Below are 18,418 nucleotides of genomic sequence, written 5' to 3'. Positions count from 1 at the left end.
CTCGCGGTGCGCCCCAGACCCGCCCCTTCCCGATCCCGGGGGCTGCGCCCCCGCGCCCCCGCCTTTTCGGCGCTCCGCGCCTCGTCCTCAAACGCCGGACGGGCTGAAACTCTCCGGTGCGGACCGTGGGTATTCAGCCCGTCCGGCGTTTGAGGACGAGCGCGCAGCGCGATGGAAGGGCGGGTGGGTGGGGGACCGCGCCGCCCGAGGCGACCCGGGCGGAAAAGATCAGGGAGAATGGGCGGCATGAGCGTGCGAACCCAGACACCCCAGCCGACCCAGCGGAGCGACCACCGTGCGGGTTTCGCCTGCTTCGTCGGCCGCCCGAACGCGGGCAAGTCGACCCTGACGAACGCTCTGGTCGGCAAGAAGGTGGCCATCACCTCGAACCGGCCGCAGACCACCCGGCACACCGTGCGCGGCATCGTGCACCGCCCCGACGCGCAGCTGATCCTCGTCGACACCCCCGGCCTGCACAAGCCGCGCACGCTCCTCGGCGAGCGGCTCAACGACGTGGTCCGCACCACCTGGGCCGAGGTCGACGTGATCGGCTTCTGCCTGCCCGCGGACCAGAAGATCGGGCCCGGCGACCGGTTCATCGCCAAGGAGCTGGCGTCGATCAAGAAGGCGCCGAAGGTCGCCATCGTCACCAAGACCGACCTGGTCGACAGCAAGGCGCTCGCCGAGCAGCTCATCGCGATCGACCAGCTCGCCAAGGAGCTCGGCTTCCAGTGGCAGGAGATCGTGCCGGTCTCCGCCGTCGGCGAGAAGCAGGTGGACCTGCTCGCCGACCTCCTGGTGCCGCTGCTGCCGGAGGGCCCCGCGCTCTACCCCGAGGGCGACCTCACGGACGAGCCCGAGCAGGTCATGGTGGCCGAGCTGATCCGCGAGGCGGCCCTGGAGGGCGTGCGGGACGAGCTGCCGCACTCCATCGCCGTGGTGGTCGAGGAGATGCTCCCCCGCGAGGGGCGCCCCGCCGACAAGCCCCTGCTGGACATCCACGCCAACGTGTTCATCGAGCGGTCGAGCCAGAAGGGCATCATCATCGGCCCCAAGGGCAAGCGGCTCAAGGACGTGGGCATCAAGTCCCGCAAGCAGATCGAGGCGCTGCTCGGCACGCCGGTCTTCCTCGACCTGCACGTGAAGGTGGCCAAGGACTGGCAGCGCGACCCCAAGCAGCTCCGCCGCCTGGGCTTCTAGCCCGCCCGGTCCTCCGGCCCGGCGAGAGCCGACCTGAGCCAGTGGTAGGACGCCTTCGGGGTGCGCTGCTGCGTGGCGTAGTCGACGTGGACCAGGCCGAACCGCTGGCGGTGGCCCTCCGCCCACTCGAAGTTGTCCAGGAGCGACCAGACGAAGTAGCCCCGGACGTCGACCCCGGCCGTCATCGCCCGGTGCAGGGCCCGCAGGTGCCCGTCCAGGTACGTGATGCGGTCCTGGTCGTCCAGGCCGTCGTAGGAGCAGCCGTTCTCCGTGATGACCAGGGGCGGGAGCCGGTCGCCGTAGCGCTCGCGCAGGGTCAGGAGCAGCTCGGTGAGGGCCTCGGGGACCACCGGCCAGCCGAAGTCGGTCAAGGGGCGCCCGGTGATCTCGCGGGGCGCGAAGGGCAGCTGGGGCGGCAGCGTCACGCCGGAGAAGGCCGTGGCGTGCTCGGTGGGGGCGCCCACCTTCGTGGGCTGGTAGAAGTTCACGCCGTACCAGTCGAGCGGCTCGGCGATCACCTCCAGGTCCGCCGCGAGGTCCGGTACGTCGGCGGCGAGCAGCTCCATGACGACCTCGGGGTAGCGGCCCAGGAGCAGCGGGTCGGAGAAGAGCCGGTTGAGCAGGACGTCGTAGAAGTCGGCGGCCTCGCGGTCGGCGGGGCTCTCGGAGGCGGGCCAGGTCGGCCCGTGCGAGTTCGCGATGCCCACGTCCCGGGCGCCCGCCGCGCGCAGCGCCCGCACCGCGAGGCCGTGGCCGAGGAGCTGGTGGTGGGCCGCGGGCAGGGCGTCGAAGAGCAGCCGCTTGCCGGGCGCGTGCTGGCCGAGGGCGTGGCCGAGCAGGGTGTGCTCGGCGGGCTCGTTCAGGGTGATCCACTTGCGTACGCGGTCGCCGATGCGGGCCGCGACCACGGCCGCGTACTCCGCGAAGCGCTCGGCCGTCGCGCGGGCGAGCCAGCCGCCCGCCTCCTCCACGGCCAGCGGCGTGTCCCAGTGGAAGAGCGTCGGCACGGGCCGCACGCCCGCCGCGCACAGCTCGTCGACGAGCCGGTCGTAGAAGTCCAGGCCCCGCTCGCTGACGGCGCCCGTGCCCGTGGGCAGCACGCGCGGCCAGGACACCGAGAAGCGGTACGCGCCGACGCCCAGGTCGCGCACGAGGGCCACGTCCTCGCGGTAGCGGCGCACGTGGTCGCAGGCCACGGCGGCCGTGGTGCCGTCCTTCACGTTCCCTGGCAGGGCCGTGAAGGCGTCCCACACCGAGGGGCCGCGCTCGTCGGCGGCGCCCTCGATCTGGTGGGCCGACGTGGCCACGCCCCACAGGAAGTCGCGCGGGAACGGGGGCAGCGGGGCCCGGGGGCCCGAAGGGATGGTCGCCATGCGCGGGATCATCCGCACCGGCCGGAAGGGAAGTCAACGCCCGTGCGCGCACCGGGCGTTGCGGCGGCCCTTCGCCGCCTACGCGCCCTCCTTCAGGACCCGGGTGATCAACTGGCGCTGGTCCTCGGTCAGACGCGGGTCCGCGCAGTACACGGTGCGTCCGTCGACGGTGATCTGGTAGCTGAAGCCGTCGGGCACGCCGATCGGTGGCTCGCCCCGGCCGTCGGCCACGGCCCGCTCGGCCAGGGCGTGCCACTCCTGGGCGTCCACGCGCGCGGTGGTGTCCACCTCCGCGTGCCGCTCGATGCCCCCGAAACCTCCGGTGCGCCTCACCTGGATAAGCATGGGTCCTGTCTACTCCAGGCCCGGGCGCCCCGCCAGGCGGCCCCGGCGGGCCCGACGGCTTCCGGCCGGATCAGGTGGCGGGCACCTTCACCTGCGCCCAGGCGTCCAGGACGGCCTTGAGCTCCTCGCCGTCGCCGTACTTGGCGCGGGCGGCCGCGACCGTCAGCTTGGCGAAGTCCGCGAAGGACGCGTCCTGGGCCAGTTCGCCGCCGGTCAGGACGGCGTACCAGATCTGTCCGGCCCGCTCCCAGGCGTGCCCGCCGAGGGCCTGGGCGAGCAGGTAGAAGGCGTGGTTCGGGATGCCCGAGTTGATGTGCACGCCGCCGTTGTCGCGGCCGGTGCGCACGAAGCCGTCCATGGTGGCGGGCTGCGGGTCCTTGCCGAGGACGTCGTCGTCGTACGCGGTGCCCGGGGCCTTCATGGAGCGCAGCGCGGTGCCGGTGACGCGCTCGGCGAGCAGGCCCGCGCCGATCAGCCAGTCGGCCTCGGCGGCGGTCTGGCCGAGGGTGTACTGCTTGATCAGCGAGCCGAAGACGTCCGCCATGGACTCGTTGAGGGCGCCGGGCTGGCCGAAGTAGGTGAGGTTGGCGGTGTACTGGACCACGCCGTGGGTCAGCTCGTGGCCGATCACGTCCACGGGGATGGTGAAGTCGAGGAAGATCTCCCTGTCCCCGTCGCCGAACACCATCTGCTCGCCGTTCCAGAAGGCGTTCCCGTAGTCCTCGCCGTAGTGGACGGTGGCGTTCAGCGGCAGGCCGCCGCCGTCGATCGAGTCGCGCTCGAAGTGCTTGAAGAACACCTCGAAGGTCGCGCCGAGGCCGTCGTAGGCGCGGTTGACGGTCGCGTCCTTGCCGGGCTTGTCGCCCTCGCCGCGCACCTTGCGGCCGGGCAGCTCGGTGCGGTGCTTGGCGTCGTAGAGGGTGCGGTGCGGCTTGCCCTCCTCCGCGCCCTTGGGCGCGGCGACGGACGGGGCGCCGATCACGGTGGTCAGGCGGCGCTGGGTGCGCTCGAAGGCGTCCCGCTGGAGGGTGCGGCGGGCCGGTCCGGCGAGGGCGGGGTCCTGGCTCTGGGCGAGGGTGTCCAGGACGAACGGCGGCACGATGGTGCAGAAGACGGGCTCGAACCTCTCCGGGTTCCCCGTTGGGTTGTCGGTCATGCGTGGCAATGTGGCACTGGGTCATGCCGCTGTCACTAGCTGCCACCATGATTGGTGAAATACCCGGATACGGGGCCTGGGCGGCTGCCGGGACTGCTATGGCTTCGCTGGGGCTGTGGTGCTCTTTCCTCTGCGGGCCGTGTGTGGCTGGTCGCGCCCACGCGGCGGAGCCGCATATGAGCACAGCCCCGCGCCCCTTCGGGGCGCCCTCCCTGTGCGGCGCCCTCCTTTAACGCCTTGCCCCCTCGCCCCCAGCCCTCGGACCGGCTGGAATGGGCGCGGAGCACCGACGCAAGTCCCGCATAGTGATACGGGACGCCGTATCGGCGGAGGCTCGGTTAGGCTGCTGAGCATCATGCGTTACGGGCTGCTTCTTCTTAGCTGCCGCGGCGAGGGCCTGTAGTCGAGGCCGACCCCCTCCCCGCGGAGTTCGGTGCTGCGCAAGACCGTCGGCCGTCCAGAAGGACTCACCGAGGAGCCCCGCACACCATGCCGAACTTCCAACGTCCCTCCGCCCTGCCGATCCACAAGTACGGCCAGTACGAGCAGGTGGACCTGCCCGACCGCACCTGGCCCGACCAGCGCATCACCGTGGCGCCCCGGTGGCTGTCCACGGACCTGCGCGACGGCAACCAGGCGCTGATCGACCCGATGTCCCCGGCCCGCAAGCGCGCGATGTTCGACCTGCTGGTCAAGATGGGCTACAAGGAGATCGAGATCGGGTTCCCCTCCTCCGGGCAGACCGACTTCGAGTTCGTACGGTCGATCGTCGAGGACGAGGACGCCATCCCCGACGACGTGACGATCTCGGTGCTCACGCAGGCCCGCGAGGAGCTGATCGAGCGCACCGTCCAGTCCCTGAAGGGCGCCAAGCGCGCCACGGTGCACCTGTACAACGCGACCGCGCCGGTGTGGCGCGAGGTCGTCTTCCGCGGCTCGCGCGACCAGGTCAAGCAGATCGCCGTCGACGGCACGCGCCTGGTCATGGAGTACGCGGAGAAGATCCTGGGCCCGGAGACGGTCTTCGGCTACCAGTACAGCCCGGAGATCTTCACCGACACCGAGCTGGACTTCGCCCTGGAGGTCTGCGAGGGCGTCATGGACGTCTGGCAGCCCGACGCCGAGCGCGAGATCATCCTGAACCTGCCCGCGACCGTGGAGCGCTCGACGCCCTCCACGCACGCCGACCGCTTCGAGTGGATGAGCCGCAACCTGTCCCGCCGACAGTACGTGTGCCTGTCCATCCACCCGCACAACGACCGCGGCACCGCCATCGCCGCCGCCGAGCTGGCCGTGATGGCCGGTGGCGACCGCGTCGAGGGCTGCCTGTTCGGCCAGGGCGAGCGCACCGGCAACGTGGACCTGGTCGCCCTGGGCATGAACCTGTTCAGCCAGGGCATCGACCCGCAGATCGACTTCTCGAACATCGACGAGATCCGCCGGGTGTACGAGTACTGCACGCAGATGGAGGTCCACCCCCGCCACCCGTACGCGGGCGACCTCGTCTACACCGCCTTCTCCGGCTCCCACCAGGACGCCATCAAGAAGGGCTTCGACGCCATGGAGGCCCGCGCGGCCGCCGCGGGCAAGACGGTCGACGACATCGAGTGGGCCGTGCCGTACCTGCCCATCGACCCCAAGGACGTCGGCCGCTCGTACGAGGCCGTGATCCGCGTCAACTCGCAGTCCGGCAAGGGCGGCATCGCCTACGTCCTGAAGAACGACCACAAGCTGGACCTGCCGCGCCGGATGCAGATCGAGTTCTCGAAGATCATCCAGGCGAAGACCGACGCCGAGGGCGGCGAGGTCTCGCCCGACGCCATCTGGAGCGTCTTCCAGGACGAGTACCTGCCCAACGCGGAGAACCCCTGGGGCCGCATCCAGCTGCGCGCCAGCCAGACCACCATGGGCGAGGACGGCGCCGACACCCTGACCGTCGGGGCGATCGTGGACGGCGACTCCACGGTCCTCACCGGCACCGGCAACGGCCCGATCTCCGCGTTCTTCGCGGCCCTGCAGTCCATCGGCATCGACGCCCGGCTGCTGGACTACCAGGAGCACACGATGAGCGCCGAGGCCTCCGCGCAGGCGGCGTCGTACATCGAGTGCGTCGTCGGTGACAAGGTCCTGTGGGGCGTGGGCATCGACGCGAATACGACACGCGCCTCGCTGAAGGCGGTCGTCTCGGCCGTCAACCGCGCGGCCCGCTGAGGCTGTTCGACCCCCAGTTCGACCGGTGCTTTCGTGGCCCCGTCCGCCCCTTCGGCGGGCGGGGCCACCGCACGCGGGGCGCCTGGTCACGGGCCTGCTACCGGCCATCTCCCGTCCGGGGTACTGACGCGGCATCATCGATGTGGCTAACATCACGCCAACGCGGCAGGGCGGCCGCGGAGTCGTGGAGGTGCGTGGTGCTGCCAGACCGGGAACGAGACGGCCGGAACGACCCCGACTCCCGCGCCCCGGGCGCCCCGCCGGACCGCGGCCGACGCCACGGCCGCCTCGCGGGCCTGGCCCGGATGCGCCGCCTGATCGGCACCCGCACCGCCTGGACCACCGTCTGCGACGGCGAGTTCTTCTGCCCCGGCTGCGGCGGCGACCGCAACTACCAGCGGCGCAGCGGGCACCGCAGGTTCGTCCTGCTCGGCGTGCCGCTGCTGTCCCGCGGCCGGACCGGGCCCGTCGTCGAATGCGCCGCCTGCCAGGACCACTTCGGGCTCGACGCGCTCGACCACCCCACCACCATCCGGCTCGCCGCCATGCTCCGCGAGGCCGTGCACACCGTCGTCATCGCCGTGCTCACCACCGGCGGCGCGGCCTCCCGCACCACGCTCGACGCGGCCGTCGCCACCCTGCGCGGCGCCGGGTTCGACGACTGCACCGAGGAACGCGTCGTCGCCCTCGTCAACGCCCTCGCCGCCGACACCGGCCGCCCCGGCGCCCCCGACTGCGCCCCCGGCCTCGCCATCGAGCTCCACGAGGCGCTCGGCCCCCTCGCCCCGCACCTGGCCCCCGCGGGCCGCGAGGCCCTGCTGCTCAAGGGCGCCCGCATCGCGCTCGCCGACGGCCCGTACACGCCCGCCGAGCGCGACGTGCTCGCCACGGCGGGCTGCGCGCTCACCATCGGCACGGAGGACGTGGCCCGCCTGATGGCGGCCGCCCAGCGCACCCCGTCCTGAACCCGCCCCGGTCCGCACCCCCGTACTCCCCGCGGATACTCCCCGGGGAGTAGTCCCCGCCCCGTGCCACCCGTGGGCGTAACGCCCAACTCGCCCCCGCGTCCGACGCGTTGATCCTCCCGTGACGGAACTCTGGAAGCCGTCAGACACCGTCACGGGAGGGAGGCCCACCGATGGGGGCCGCGACAACCACCAAGCGCCGACGACCACGTGCGGTGCCCTGGGTGCTGCTGGGCATCTGGGTCGCCGTCATGGCGCTCGCGGGGCCGTTCGCCGGGAAGCTCGGAGACGTCCAGCACGACCGGGCCGTGGACTATCTGCCGTCGAGCGCCGACTCCACCCAGGTCGCCAAGATCCAGGAGCGGCTGCCCGGCGGCGAGAGCACCGAGCTGGTGCTCGTCTACCACCGCGACGGCGGCCTGGAGCCCGCCGACCGCACGCTCGCGGACCGCCAGGTCAAGGAGGTCGACCGGGAGCTCGACCTCGTCGCGACGCCCACGGGGGTGGCGTCGAAGGACGGGACGACCCTGATGTACCCGGTCGCGAGCACCGCGCCCGGCACGGACGAAGAGAAGCGGGACGCCTTCGTCAACGACGTACGGGACGTCGTCAAGGGCGGCGGCGGCCTGAGCGTCGACGTCGGCGGGCCCGGCGCGCTCGCCACCGACGCCAGCGAGGTCTACCAGTCGCTCGACGGGCCGCTGCTCTACACGACCGTCGCCGTGGTCGCGGTCCTGCTCGTCCTCATCTACCGCAGCCCGTTCCTGTGGCTCGTGCCGCTCGTCGTCGCGGGCGTCGCCAACGTCCTCTCCATGGGCGTCGCCTACGGCCTCAACCAGGCCTTCGGCACCAGCGTCAGCGGCCAGAGCTCCGGCATCATGACGATCCTCGTCTTCGGCGCGGGCACCGACTACGCCCTGCTCATCGTCTCCCGCTACCGCGAGGAGCTGCGCCGCGTCGAGCGGCCGTACGACGCCATGGTCACCGCCCTGCGCGGCTGCGGCCCCGCCGTGCTCGCCTCCTCCGGCACCGTCGCCGTCGGCCTGCTCTGCCTGCTCGCCGCCGACCTCAACTCCAGCCGGGGCATGGGCCCGCTCGGCGCGGTGGGCGTGCTGTGCGCGCTCGTGGCGATGCTGACGCTGCTGCCCGCGCTGCTCGTGGTGCTCGGGCGGCGGGTGTTCTGGCCGCTGGTGCCCGCCTTCGGCAGCGAGCCGAGCAAGCGCCGCTCGCTGTTCGCCTCCATGGGCTCCTCCGCCGGGCGCAGGCCGCTGGTCGTCCTCGCCTTGGGGGCCGTGCTGCTCGGCGCGCTCGCCCTCGGCGCGTTCAACCTGCCCGGCAACCTCAAGCAGGAGGACTCCTTCACCAGCAAGCCCGACTCCATCGCCGCCATGGAGACCCTCGCCGCCGCCTATCCGGAACGCGGCACCCAGCCCATCAACGTCATCGTGCCGACCGCCGAGGCCGGTGAACTCCTCGGCCGGGCCCGGTCCGTGGCCGGGGTCGACAGCGTCACGCGCGGCCGCGCCGCCGAGAAGTGGACCGAGCTGTCCGTGGTCGCCAAGGCCCCGCCGCAGACGGCCGCCGAGACCGCCACCATCGAGGCCCTGCGCGACGAGCTGGACCCGCGAGGGGCGTACGTCGGCGGGCCGAGCGCCGAACAGCTCGACCTGAAGGACACCAACGCCCGCGACCGCCTGGTCGTCGTGCCGATCGTCCTCGCCGCCGTGCTCCTCATCCTGGTCGCGCTGTTGCGCAGCCTGATCGCGCCGCTGCTGCTGCTCCTCGCCGTCGTCGCGGTGTGGGGCGCCTCGCTCGGCATCGCGGGCCTCGTCTTCGAACCGCTCTTCGGCTTCGAGGGCACCGACCCGGGGCTCGGCCTGCTCTCCTTCGTCTTCCTCGTCGCCCTCGGCGTCGACTACGGCATCTTCCTCATGCACCGCATGCGCGAGGAGTGCCTCGCGGGAGCAGAGACCGGCGCCGCCGCGCTCACCGCGCTGCGCACCACCGGCGGCGTGATCGCCTCCGCCGGTCTGGTGCTCGCCGCGACGTTCGCGGTGCTCGTCAACATGCCGCTCGTCCAACTCGTCGAGCTGGGCTTCGTCATCGCCGTCGGCGTGCTCCTCGACACCTTCCTGGTCCGCACCTACCTGGTGACGTCCGCGAGCCTCGCGCTCGGCCGGAAGGTGTGGTGGCCGGGGCCGCTGTCGCGGCGGCCCGCCGCCCCCGCCCCGCCGGAGCGGGAGGAGCCCGAACTGACCGCGGTCCGCTGACCCCGACGCACACACCGCGGCGCCCCTCCCTGCCGGAGGGGCGCCGCCTTCCTGGATGATGGGGCCACGCCATGGACACCGCCACCCAAGACCCGTGTCCGCGGGAAGGGGGACCCGACGACGTGCCGTACCCGCCGCCCGCCACCCGCCCCTGGTGGCCGTTCTCCGGAGCGGCGCCGGGCTCGCGCCGCGCCCTGCGGGAGGACGCGCTGTTCGCGGTGGTCCTCGCCGCCTTCGCCGCGCTGCTCGCCGTGGTGCTCAAGGACGGCCGGGAGCCGGACGCGCTCGGCTGGGCCCTCCTGCTGTGCGGCCACGTCCCGATCGTCTGGCGCCGCCGCAGGCCGATGACGGTGCTCCTGGCCACCATGGCCTTCGTCGGCCCGTACCACGCCCTCGACTACGACCACGCCGCCGCGACCCACGTGGGCATGGTCGCCCTCTACACCGTCGCCGTCTCCGGCCGCCCCCGCCGCACCCTCCTGACCGGCGTGCACATCATCGCGGTCATCCTCGTCGTCAATTCGGCCGTCGGCGGGGACCCGGTCTCGGAGGTCGTGCGCATCACCGGCTGGATCGTCGCCGTGCTGGTCTTCGGTACGTACGTCCGCGTGCACCGGCAGTACGTCGCCTCGGTCGTCGAGCGCGCCGAGCGGGCCGAGCGCACCCGTGAGGAGGAGGCGCGGCGCCGCGTCGCCGAGGAGCGGCTGCGGGTCGCCCGCGATCTGCACGACCTGCTCGCGCACAGCATCACGCTCGTCGGCGTGCAGACGTCGGTGGCCGCGCACGTGCTCTCCGCCGACCCCGAGCGCCTGGACCGGGCGGCCATCGCCGGTGCCCTCGACGACATCGCCGACACCTGCCGGGCCGCGCGCGGCGAACTCCGGGCGACCCTCGAAGTGCTGCGCTCCGGGCCCGAGTCGGGGCCGGGGGCCGACGAGTACCGCGGCCCGCTGCCCGGCATCGACGGCATCGGCGACCTCGCGGGGGCGGCCCGCACGGCCGGGGCGAAGGTCGAGCTCGCGATGGCGGAGGTGGCCTCGGTGCCGCCCGTGGTCGGGGCCGCGGCCTACCGCATCGTGCAGGAGGCCCTGACCAACGCCGTGCGGCACGGCGGGCCCGGCCTCGCGGTGCGCGTGGCGATAGGGGAGCGCGAGGGGACCCTGCGGCTGTCCGTGACCGACGACGGCACGGGGCCCACCCCACCCCCCGCCGCGCGGGCCGCGCCCGGGTTCGGCATCATCGGCATGCGGGAGCGGGCCCGCAGCGTCGGCGGGACGCTTCAGGCCGGGCCGCGCGAGGGACGGGGGTTCGAAGTGGTGGCGGAACTGCCGCTGGGGGCACGGGAGTCGGCGCGGGCCGGGGAGGTGGCGTGGTGAAGATCCGCGTGCTCCTCGCCGACGACCAGGCGCTGGTGCGGGCCGCGTTCGCGATGCTCGTGGAGTCCGCGCCCGACATGGACGTGGTGGCCCAGGCGGGCACCGGGCGCGAGGCGGTGGAGCTGGCCCGCGCCCGGCGCGCCGACCTCGTCGTCATGGACGTGCGCATGCCCGACCTCGACGGGATCGAGGCGACGCGCCTCATCGCCGCCGACGAGGACCTCGCCGGGGTGAAGGTCCTCATGCTCACCACGTACGACACCGACGAGCACGTCGTCGAGGCGCTGCGGGCCGGGGCGTCCGGGTTCCTGGTCAAGGACACCAGACCGGCGGAGCTCCTGGACGCGATCCGCACGGTGGCGGCGGGCGACTCCCTGCTGTCCCCCGGCCCGACGGCCCGCCTCATCGCCCGCGTCCTGCGCCAGCCGGAGGCCCCCGGCGCCGTGGACGGCGTCCCCCGCTCCCTGGCCGCCCTCTCCGACCGCGAACGCCAGGTGCTCACCCTGGTCGCCCGCGGCCTGAACAACACGGAGGTGGCGGAGGCCCTGGGCCTCAGCCCCCTCACGGCCAAGACCCACGTCAGCCGCATCATGGGCAAGCTGACCGTCCGCGACCGCGCCCAGCTGGTCATCACCGCGTACGAGGCGGGCCTGGTCCGGCCGGGCGGGTGAGGGCGCCTCCCGCCGCCGCTACAACAGCCCCGCCGCCGCCAGGTGTTTGCCCACGCGCTCCACGTCCTCCGGGGAGAGGGGGATCTGGGGGACGGCCGTGGTGGGGTGGTCGATGACGCCGCGCAGGTGGAGGGCGGCCTTGAAGGCGCCCAGGCTGGAGGAGCTGCGGCCCATCCGGGCGGGCGAGCCCGTCTCGGTCATGCGGAACAGCGCGCAGAGGCGTTCCTGCTCGGCGCGGGCGCCGTCGAGGTCTCCGGCGCGGGCCGCGCGGTAGAGGCGGACGTAGCCGTCGGGGTCGACGTTGCCGAGGCCGGGAACCACGCCGTGCGCGCCCATCGCGAGGGCCGAGTCGACCGTCAGCTCCGAGCCGGTGAGGACGCTGAAGGCCGGGGGCGCCCCGAGGAGCACGCGGCGCAGGCCGCCGTCGTCGCCGCTGGAGTCCTTGAGCCCGGCCAGGGTGCCCTCGGCCGCGAGCTCCAGGACGAGGTCGGCGTCGAGCTTGGTGTGCACCGAGACGGGCAGGTCGTACGCGAAGACGGGCAGGCCGCCGCGCTCGGCGACGAGCCGGTAGTGGCGGGCGATCTCGGCGGGGTGGGTGCGGGTGTAGAAGGGCGCGGTCACGACGGTGCCGTCGGCCCCGGCGGCGGCAGCGGCCCGCACGTGGTCCAGCACGCGCAGCGTCGTCATGTCGATGGCCCCGGCGAGGACGGGCAGCTGGCCGCCGACGTGGTGGACGACCGTGGACACGACGGTCCGGCGGTGGGCGTCCGGCAGGTACGCCGCCTCCGACGAGGACCCGAGGACGAACAGCGCGTCCACGCCCGCGCCGACCAGGTGGTCGACGAGGCGCTCCAGCGAGGCGACGTCCACCTCGTTGTCCGGCGTCAGGGGGGTGCAGACGGGCGGGACGACACCGGTCAACAGGGTGGGGAGTGCGGTCATGGAGCCTCCTTGGACGTGGCCGTGGCGGCGGCCGTCGCGGTGGATGCCGGCTGCGAAGCCTGTGCCGACTGGCTGACGAGGTCGCGCGTGGTCTCGCCCGCCGGTACGGGGTGGTGGCACCGGAAGCGGTGCGCGGACCCCTCCTCCGTAGTGTCCGGCATGGCCGCCGCGCACGCGTCGTCCGCCTTCCAGCAGCGTGTCCGGAAGGGGCACCCGCTGGGCGGCCGGGTGGCCGAGGGGACGGGGCCGACGAGCGGGATGGGGTCGATGGGGTCCAGGAGGCCGGGCGTGGCGGAGAACAGGGCGCGGGTGTAGGGGTGCCGGGCCTGGTCGAGGATGTCGGCGGCGGGCGCCTCCTCGACGATCCGGCCCAGATACATGGTGATCACCCGGTCGCTCATCCTGCGCACGGTCTGGATGTCGTGCGAGACGAACACCAGGGCGAGGCCGAGACGTTCCTTCAGGTCGAGGAGGAGGTTGAGGATCTGGGCGCGGACGGAGACGTCCAGGGCGCTGGTGGGCTCGTCGGCCACGACGAGTTCGGGCTCCAGGGCCAGCGCCCTGGCGATCGCGACGCGCTGGCGCTGGCCGCCCGAGAGCTGGCCCGGCAGCCCGTCCGCGAGCGCCGGGGGCAGGCCGACGAGGCTCATCAACTCCCGTACGCGCTCCTCCCGTTGGGCCGGTCTGCCGCGCCGGTGGACGTCGAGCGGGTCGCGCAGGATCTGGCGGACGGGGAGGCGCCGGTTCAGGGCGGTCGAGGGGTCCTGGAAGATCATGGCGGTGTCGCTGCCGATGGTGGTGCGCCGCTCCGGGGGCTTCATCCGCCACAGGTCGCGGCCGCGGTACGCGACCGTGCCCGCGGTGGGGCGCTGGATGCCCACGAGGACCTTGGCCAGGGTGGACTTGCCGCAGCCGGACTCGCCTACGACGCCGACGGTTTCGCCGGGGGCGATGGTCAGGTTGGCGCCGGTGAGTGCGTACACCTTGTCTCGGGAGAAGACGCCGCCGGTGCGGGCCCTGTGCACGACGTGCGCGTCCCGGAGCGCGATGAGCTCTTCAGCGGGCGTCATGGGCGATTCCTTCCCGTGATTCCGGCGGCTGCGGGTCGTTTGTGGCTGGTCGCGCAGTTCCCCGCGCCCCTTCGGGGCGCTCCCGTGCCGCGGGCTCGTGGGGGGCCAGGGCCGGGTGGTGGCAGGCCGTTCTGTGTTCGGGGTCGCCCAGGAGTTCCGGCGTCGTCGTGCGGCACAGCTCGCTCGCGAGTGGGCAGCGGTCGGCGAAGCGGCACCCGGCGGGGAAGTCGGCGGGCGAGGGCACGACGCCCTTGATCTGGGTGAGGCGCTGGGCGGCGGACTCCAGGGAGAGGACGGAGCCGAGCAGGCCGCGCGTGTAGTGGTGGGTGGGGTACTCCACGAGCTCGGCGGTGACCCCGGTCTCGACGATCTGGCCGCCGTACATCACCGCGACGCGGTCGGTGACGTCCGCGACGAGGGCCAGGTCGTGGGAGACCAGGATCAGCGCGAAGCCCAGCTCGGCACGGAGCCGTAGGAGCAGCTGGATGACCTGTGCCTGCACGGTGACGTCCAGGGCGGTGGTGGGCTCGTCCGCGACGATCAGCTTCGGGTCGCGGGACAGGGCCATCGCGATGAGCACGCGCTGGCGCTGGCCGCCGGACAGCTCGTGCGGATAGCTGCGCAGGGTGCGGTCCGGGTCGAGGCCCACGAGGGCGAGCAGCTCGGCGGGGCTGCGGTGGCCGCCGCGCCGGACGACCTGTTTGAGCTGGGCGCGCACGGTCATCGCCGGGTTCAGGGAGGACAGGGCGTCCTGGTAGATCATCGCCATGTCGTGGCCGAGCAGTCGGCGCCTGGCCCGCATGGGCAGGCCGATCAGCTCCTGCCCGGCGAAGGCGACGTGGCCGCGGACGCGGGCGCCCTTGGGCTGGAGCCCCATGACGGTCAGGGCGGTGAGGGACTTGCCGCAGCCGGACTCGCCGACCAGGCCGAGGACTTCGCCGGGCCGCACCTGGAAGCTGATGCCGTCGACGATGTCGACGCCGCCGTGCCGGGCGTCGAAGCCGATGGCCAGGTCCCGTACGTCCAGGACGGGCGCGCCCTCGGGCAGCGGCCGGGCGCGGGCGCGCAGGCGGGCGGCGGCGTCGGCGAGGCCCGGCAGTTCGAGGACCTCGCCGCTGCCGGGCTCGGGCGCCTCGACCTTGTCCTTGGCGTCGGCCGGGTCGACCTCGCGGCCCGAGGGAGCGGCCCAGGCGTCGGACACGCCTTCGGACAGGACGTTCAGGGAAAGGACGGTCAGGAGCATCAGGAGGCCGGGGAACACGGTCGCCCACCAGCCGCCGATGAGCACCATGTTCTTGCCGTCGGCGATGACGCTGCCCCAGGACGGGTCGGGGGGCCGGACGCCCGCGCCGATGAAGGACAGCGAGGCCTCGAAGACGATGGCCTCGGCGACCTGCACGGTGCAGAAGACGAGGACGGGCGCGGCGCAGTTGATGGCGACGTGCTTGATGAGGATGTGCGGGGTGCGGGCGCCGATGACGCGCTCGGCGGTGACGTAGTCCTCGCCGTACTGGTCCAGGACGTTGGCGCGTACGACACGGGCGATGGGCGGGGTGAACAGGAACGCGATCGCGCAGATGAGGACGGTGATGCCGCCGCCGAACACGGCGACGAGGACGGCGGCGAGCGCGATGCCGGGGAACGCCATGACGATGTCGAGGACCCGCATGAGCGTCTCGTCCACGGCCTTGCGCGAGGTCGCGGCGACCGCGCCGACGACCGCGCCGACGGTGAGGGCGAGCAGGGTCGCGCCGAGCCCGATGGCGAGCGACCAGCGGGCGCCGTACATCAGTCGGCTGAGGATGTCGCGGCCGAGGCTGTCCTGGCCCATCCAGTGGTCGGCGGAGGGGTGCCCGGTGCCGTCCACCAGGGACTGCTGGTCGAGTGGGTCGTGCGGGGCGAGCAGCGGCGCGAACAGGGCGACGAGGACGACGACGGCGAGCACGCCGACCGCGATCCGCGACAGGACGGGCAGCTTGCGCAGCGACCGCAGGCGCAGCCCGGGCCGGGCGAGCTTGTCGGTCAGCGCCTTGCGCGAGGCGAACGGCATCAGGAGGTTCCCCTCAGGCGCGGGTTGACCAGGAGGTAGAGGATGTCGATGACGAGGTTCACCACGACGAAGCCGACGGCGGTGGTGATGACGACGCCCTGTACGACGGCGGGGTCGCCGTTCTTCACCGCGTCGATCATCAGCTTGCCCATGCCGGGCAGGGAGAAGATCGTCTCGATGACGACGGCGCCGCCGAGCAGATAGCCGACGCGCAGGCCGAGCACGGTGAGCGGGTTGATGAGGGCGTTGCGCAGGACGTTGCGGCCCACGACCACGACGGGTGGCAGGCCGCTGCCCACGGCGGTGCGGACGTAGTCCTTGTCGAGCTCTTCGACGACGGCGGTGCGGATGATGCGGGTCATCTGCGCGGCCACCGGCAGGGACAGGGCGAGCGCGGGCAGCGTCATCGTCTTGAGCCAGCCGGTGACGGAGTCGTTGGGGTTGATGTAGCCGCCGGTCGGGAACCAGCCCAGGTCCACGGCCAGGTACTGGATCATGAGCAGGGCCAGCCAGAAGCCGGGCGCGGCGACGCCGGTCAGGGAGACGACGCGGACGATCTGGTCGGGCAGCCGGTCGCGGTAGATCGCGGCGGTCACGCCGAGCAGCAGCGAGACGACGACGGCGATGCCGAGCCCGAGGAAGGTGAGCTGCATCGTCAGGGGCAGCGCCGTGGTGACCTGGTCGACGACCGCGGAGCGGGTCAGGACGCTGATGCCCATGTCGCCGTGGAGCAGGTCGCCGACGAAGTCGGCGTAGCGCACGGGCAGCGGGTCGAGCAGGCCGTTCTCCTCGCGGAACCGGTGCAGTTGCTCGGGGGTCGGGTTGGCGCCCTGGAAGAACGCGGAGGCCGGGTCGACGTCCGAGAAGCGCATGACGAGGAAGACGAACAGGACGATGCCGAGCAGCAGTGGGACGAGCAGGGCGAGGCGGCGGAGCAGGATGCGCAGGATCGCGGTCACGTGGTACGGCTCCTCATTCCGGAGGGGTGCGGCTCCTCAGGTCTTCCTCAGGTCTTCCTCGGGTCTTCCTCGGGTCTTCCTCGGGCAGCCGCGCGGGGCGCGCCCGTCAGACCCACCGGGCCTGGAGGAGGTTGACGCCGGGGTAGGGCTGCGGCCTTATGCCGCTGAGCCGCTTGGCGTTCCACGCCGTCATCAGCTCGTTGTGGACGACGGGGTAGAGCACGGCCTCCTCGGCCACGAGGTCGATGTAGTCCTGGACCATCGCCTTCTTGCGGGTGGCGTCGGGCTCGCGGGTCGCCTTGTCCATGAGCCGGAACAGCTCCTTGGCGCGGGCGTTGTCCGCCCAGCGGGCGTAGCCCATCCAGATGTTCTCGGGGCCGTAGTTGTAGTGCATGATCAGGTCGGCCTCGATGCCGAACTGGTTGGGGTTCGAGGCGGCCGCGACGACCTGGAAGTCCTTCTTCTGGTCCAGCTTGGTGAAGACGGCCGTGGTCTCCTGCGGGTCCAGCGTGGTCTTGACGCCGATGGCGTCCCAGGAGGCCTTGATGGTGGGCAGGCAGTCGCTGATCCAGCTGACGTTGACGGCCATCAGGTTGATCCGCAGGCCCGAGACCCCGGCCTCCTTCAGCAGGGCCCTGGCCTTCTTGGGGTCGTGGCCGTAGACGGTCTTGGCCGGGCGGTAGCTGGGGTTGCCCTCGTTCAGGAACGACGTGGCGGCCTTGCCGTGGCCCTTCAGGGCGACGTCGATCATCTTCGCGCGGTCGATGGCGTAGTGCAGGGCCTGGCGCACCCGCACGTCGTCGAAGGGCTTGTGGGCGGTGTTGAACATCAGGAAGAGGTTGTTCATCCCGGCGCCGCCCTCGACGGTCATGCCGCCGCTCTTGAGCTGCTCGATGTTGGCGTACGGGATGTTGTCGGCGAGCTGCGCGTCCGCGCTGCCGCCGGAGATCTTGGCGACGCGCGGGGCGGCCTCCACGATCGTCAGCCAGTTCATCTTCTTGAAGGCGGCCTTGCGGGGCCCGTTGTAGTCGTCGTACGCCTCGAAGGTCGTGTTGGACTTCGGGTGGTGCGAGGCCTGCCGGTACGGGCCCGAGCCGATCGCCTTGCCCTTGGTGGCGTCGTCCCAGGCGCCCGGCGCGGAGTACACGTGCTTCGGCATGATCTTGGCGAGGGTGAGCCGCGCCGCGCCGTCGGGGAAGGGGAACTTGAGGACGAGCTCGACGTTGCGCGCGTCGACCTTGCGGACCTCCTTGAGCCAGCCCGCGAAGAAGCCCTTGGCCAGGGTCTGGGTGCCGGGGTCCAGGATGCGGTCGAAGACGAACACCACGTCGTCGGCGGTGACCGGCTTCCCGTCGTGCCACGTGGCCCCGGCCCGCAGCTCGAACTTCCAGGTCGTGGCCTTCAGGTCGCTCGGCACCGCGGTGGCGAGCTGCGGGTACGGCTCGCGGCTGATCGGGTCGGTGCCGAGCAGCGCTTCGTAGATGTGTTCGTTGCCCGCCATGGCGAACGCGGACGCCGTCTGGGTGGGGTCCCAACTGCCGTCGTTGCCGTAGCCGATGACGGCGGTGAGGGTCCCGCCCCCGCCGCCCCCGGTGTCGTTGGTGGACTCGGGCCCGCCGCAGGCCACGAGGGAGCCGCTGAGGCCCGCGGCCGCGCCCAGGGCGCCGGTGTACCGCAGGAAGGACCGCCGACCGGGTCCGTCGCCGTCACGTGTCACGGGGATGGGGTCGCTCACGAGTGCCTCCCTGAAGGAGTGGGGAGAGGGTGCTCCCCACGTACCGGTGCGGATCGGGTGGGGGGACGGTGGGGAGATGCGCGGTGCGGACGCGG

General features: G+C 72.6%; 14 protein-coding genes. 6 read left to right on the top strand and 8 right to left on the bottom strand.

All coding sequences use genetic code 11. From position 1 onward, the window contains the following. Positions 1-237: 237 nt before the first annotated feature. Entirely contained in the window at positions 238-1,200 is a 963-nt protein-coding gene (gene era, locus ACIG3E_RS07495) for a GTPase Era (protein ID WP_366793482.1), read from the top strand. Here era and ACIG3E_RS07490 read toward each other — a convergent pair. The 3 genes from ACIG3E_RS07490 to ACIG3E_RS07480 form a co-directional block, all read right to left on the bottom strand. Then, complete coding sequence (locus ACIG3E_RS07490) at positions 1,197-2,573, bottom strand: GH1 family beta-glucosidase (RefSeq protein ID WP_399612471.1); 1,377 nt, start codon at positions 2,571-2,573, stop codon at positions 1,197-1,199. The two genes, era and ACIG3E_RS07490, sit on opposite strands and share 4 nt — an antisense overlap. A 78-nt stretch (positions 2,574-2,651) precedes the next feature. Continuing rightward, positions 2,652-2,918 (bottom strand): protealysin inhibitor emfourin, encoded by a 267-nt coding sequence (locus tag ACIG3E_RS07485; protein ID WP_399612468.1) that lies wholly within the window; start codon positions 2,916-2,918, stop codon positions 2,652-2,654. A 70-nt stretch (positions 2,919-2,988) separates the two neighbouring features. Further along, a complete protein-coding gene (locus ACIG3E_RS07480) occupies positions 2,989-4,074 on the bottom strand; it encodes a M4 family metallopeptidase (RefSeq protein ID WP_399612465.1) in 1,086 nt (361 codons plus the stop codon). Between the two features lie 489 nt (positions 4,075-4,563). On the opposite strand from ACIG3E_RS07480, the gene leuA reads away from it, so the two are divergent. The 5 genes from leuA (at position 4,564) to ACIG3E_RS07455 (ending at position 11,567) form a co-directional block, all read left to right on the top strand. Continuing rightward, entirely contained in the window at positions 4,564-6,285 is a 1,722-nt protein-coding gene (gene leuA / locus ACIG3E_RS07475) for a 2-isopropylmalate synthase (protein WP_399612462.1), read from the top strand. A gap of 305 nt (positions 6,286-6,590) precedes the next feature. Further along, positions 6,591-7,250 (top strand): TerB family tellurite resistance protein, encoded by a 660-nt coding sequence (locus ACIG3E_RS07470; RefSeq protein WP_399613492.1) that lies wholly within the window; start codon positions 6,591-6,593, stop codon positions 7,248-7,250. Between the two features lie 173 nt (positions 7,251-7,423). Continuing rightward, complete coding sequence (locus ACIG3E_RS07465) at positions 7,424-9,520, top strand: MMPL family transporter (RefSeq protein ID WP_399612460.1); 2,097 nt, start codon at positions 7,424-7,426, stop codon at positions 9,518-9,520. Positions 9,521-9,642: 122 nt separating this feature from the next. Next, positions 9,643-10,896, top strand: a complete 1,254-nt coding sequence (locus ACIG3E_RS07460) for a sensor histidine kinase (RefSeq protein WP_399612457.1) — start codon at positions 9,643-9,645, stop codon at positions 10,894-10,896. Next, entirely contained in the window at positions 10,893-11,567 is a 675-nt protein-coding gene (locus tag ACIG3E_RS07455) for a response regulator (RefSeq protein ID WP_399613490.1), read from the top strand. Before ACIG3E_RS07460 ends, ACIG3E_RS07455 begins: the two co-directional genes overlap by 4 nt. Before the next feature lie 18 nt (positions 11,568-11,585). Here the strand turns inward: ACIG3E_RS07455 and ACIG3E_RS07450 are convergent, their stop codons facing one another. From ACIG3E_RS07450 to ACIG3E_RS07430, 5 genes are all read right to left on the bottom strand, one after another. After that, positions 11,586-12,509, bottom strand: coding sequence for a dihydrodipicolinate synthase family protein (locus ACIG3E_RS07450; RefSeq protein ID WP_399612454.1), 924 nt, complete (start codon positions 12,507-12,509; stop codon positions 11,586-11,588). Next, positions 12,506-13,579: an oligopeptide/dipeptide ABC transporter ATP-binding protein gene (locus tag ACIG3E_RS07445; protein WP_399612452.1), complete on the bottom strand. Its 1,074-nt coding sequence runs from the start codon at positions 13,577-13,579 to the stop codon at positions 12,506-12,508. The genes ACIG3E_RS07450 and ACIG3E_RS07445 overlap by 4 nt, the downstream gene beginning before the upstream one ends. Continuing rightward, positions 13,566-15,629 (bottom strand): dipeptide/oligopeptide/nickel ABC transporter permease/ATP-binding protein, encoded by a 2,064-nt coding sequence (locus tag ACIG3E_RS07440; protein WP_399612450.1) that lies wholly within the window; start codon positions 15,627-15,629, stop codon positions 13,566-13,568. Before ACIG3E_RS07440 ends, ACIG3E_RS07445 begins: the two co-directional genes overlap by 14 nt. After that, positions 15,629-16,588, bottom strand: a complete 960-nt coding sequence (locus tag ACIG3E_RS07435) for an ABC transporter permease (protein WP_399612447.1) — start codon at positions 16,586-16,588, stop codon at positions 15,629-15,631. Before ACIG3E_RS07435 ends, ACIG3E_RS07440 begins: the two co-directional genes overlap by 1 nt. Positions 16,589-16,694: 106 nt before the next feature. After that, positions 16,695-18,323 carry an ABC transporter substrate-binding protein gene (locus ACIG3E_RS07430; protein WP_399612444.1) on the bottom strand — a complete coding sequence of 543 codons (1,629 nt, stop codon included), beginning with the start codon at positions 18,321-18,323 and terminating at the stop codon, positions 16,695-16,697. Between the last annotated feature and the right edge of the window lie 95 nt (positions 18,324-18,418).

It is taken from the genome of Streptomyces sp. NPDC053474 (assembly GCF_044544845.1).
GTDB lineage: Bacteria > Actinomycetota > Actinomycetes > Streptomycetales > Streptomycetaceae > Streptomyces.
Note: the sequence above shows the minus strand (reverse complement) of the source record. Positions and strands in the feature narration are given on the sequence as shown.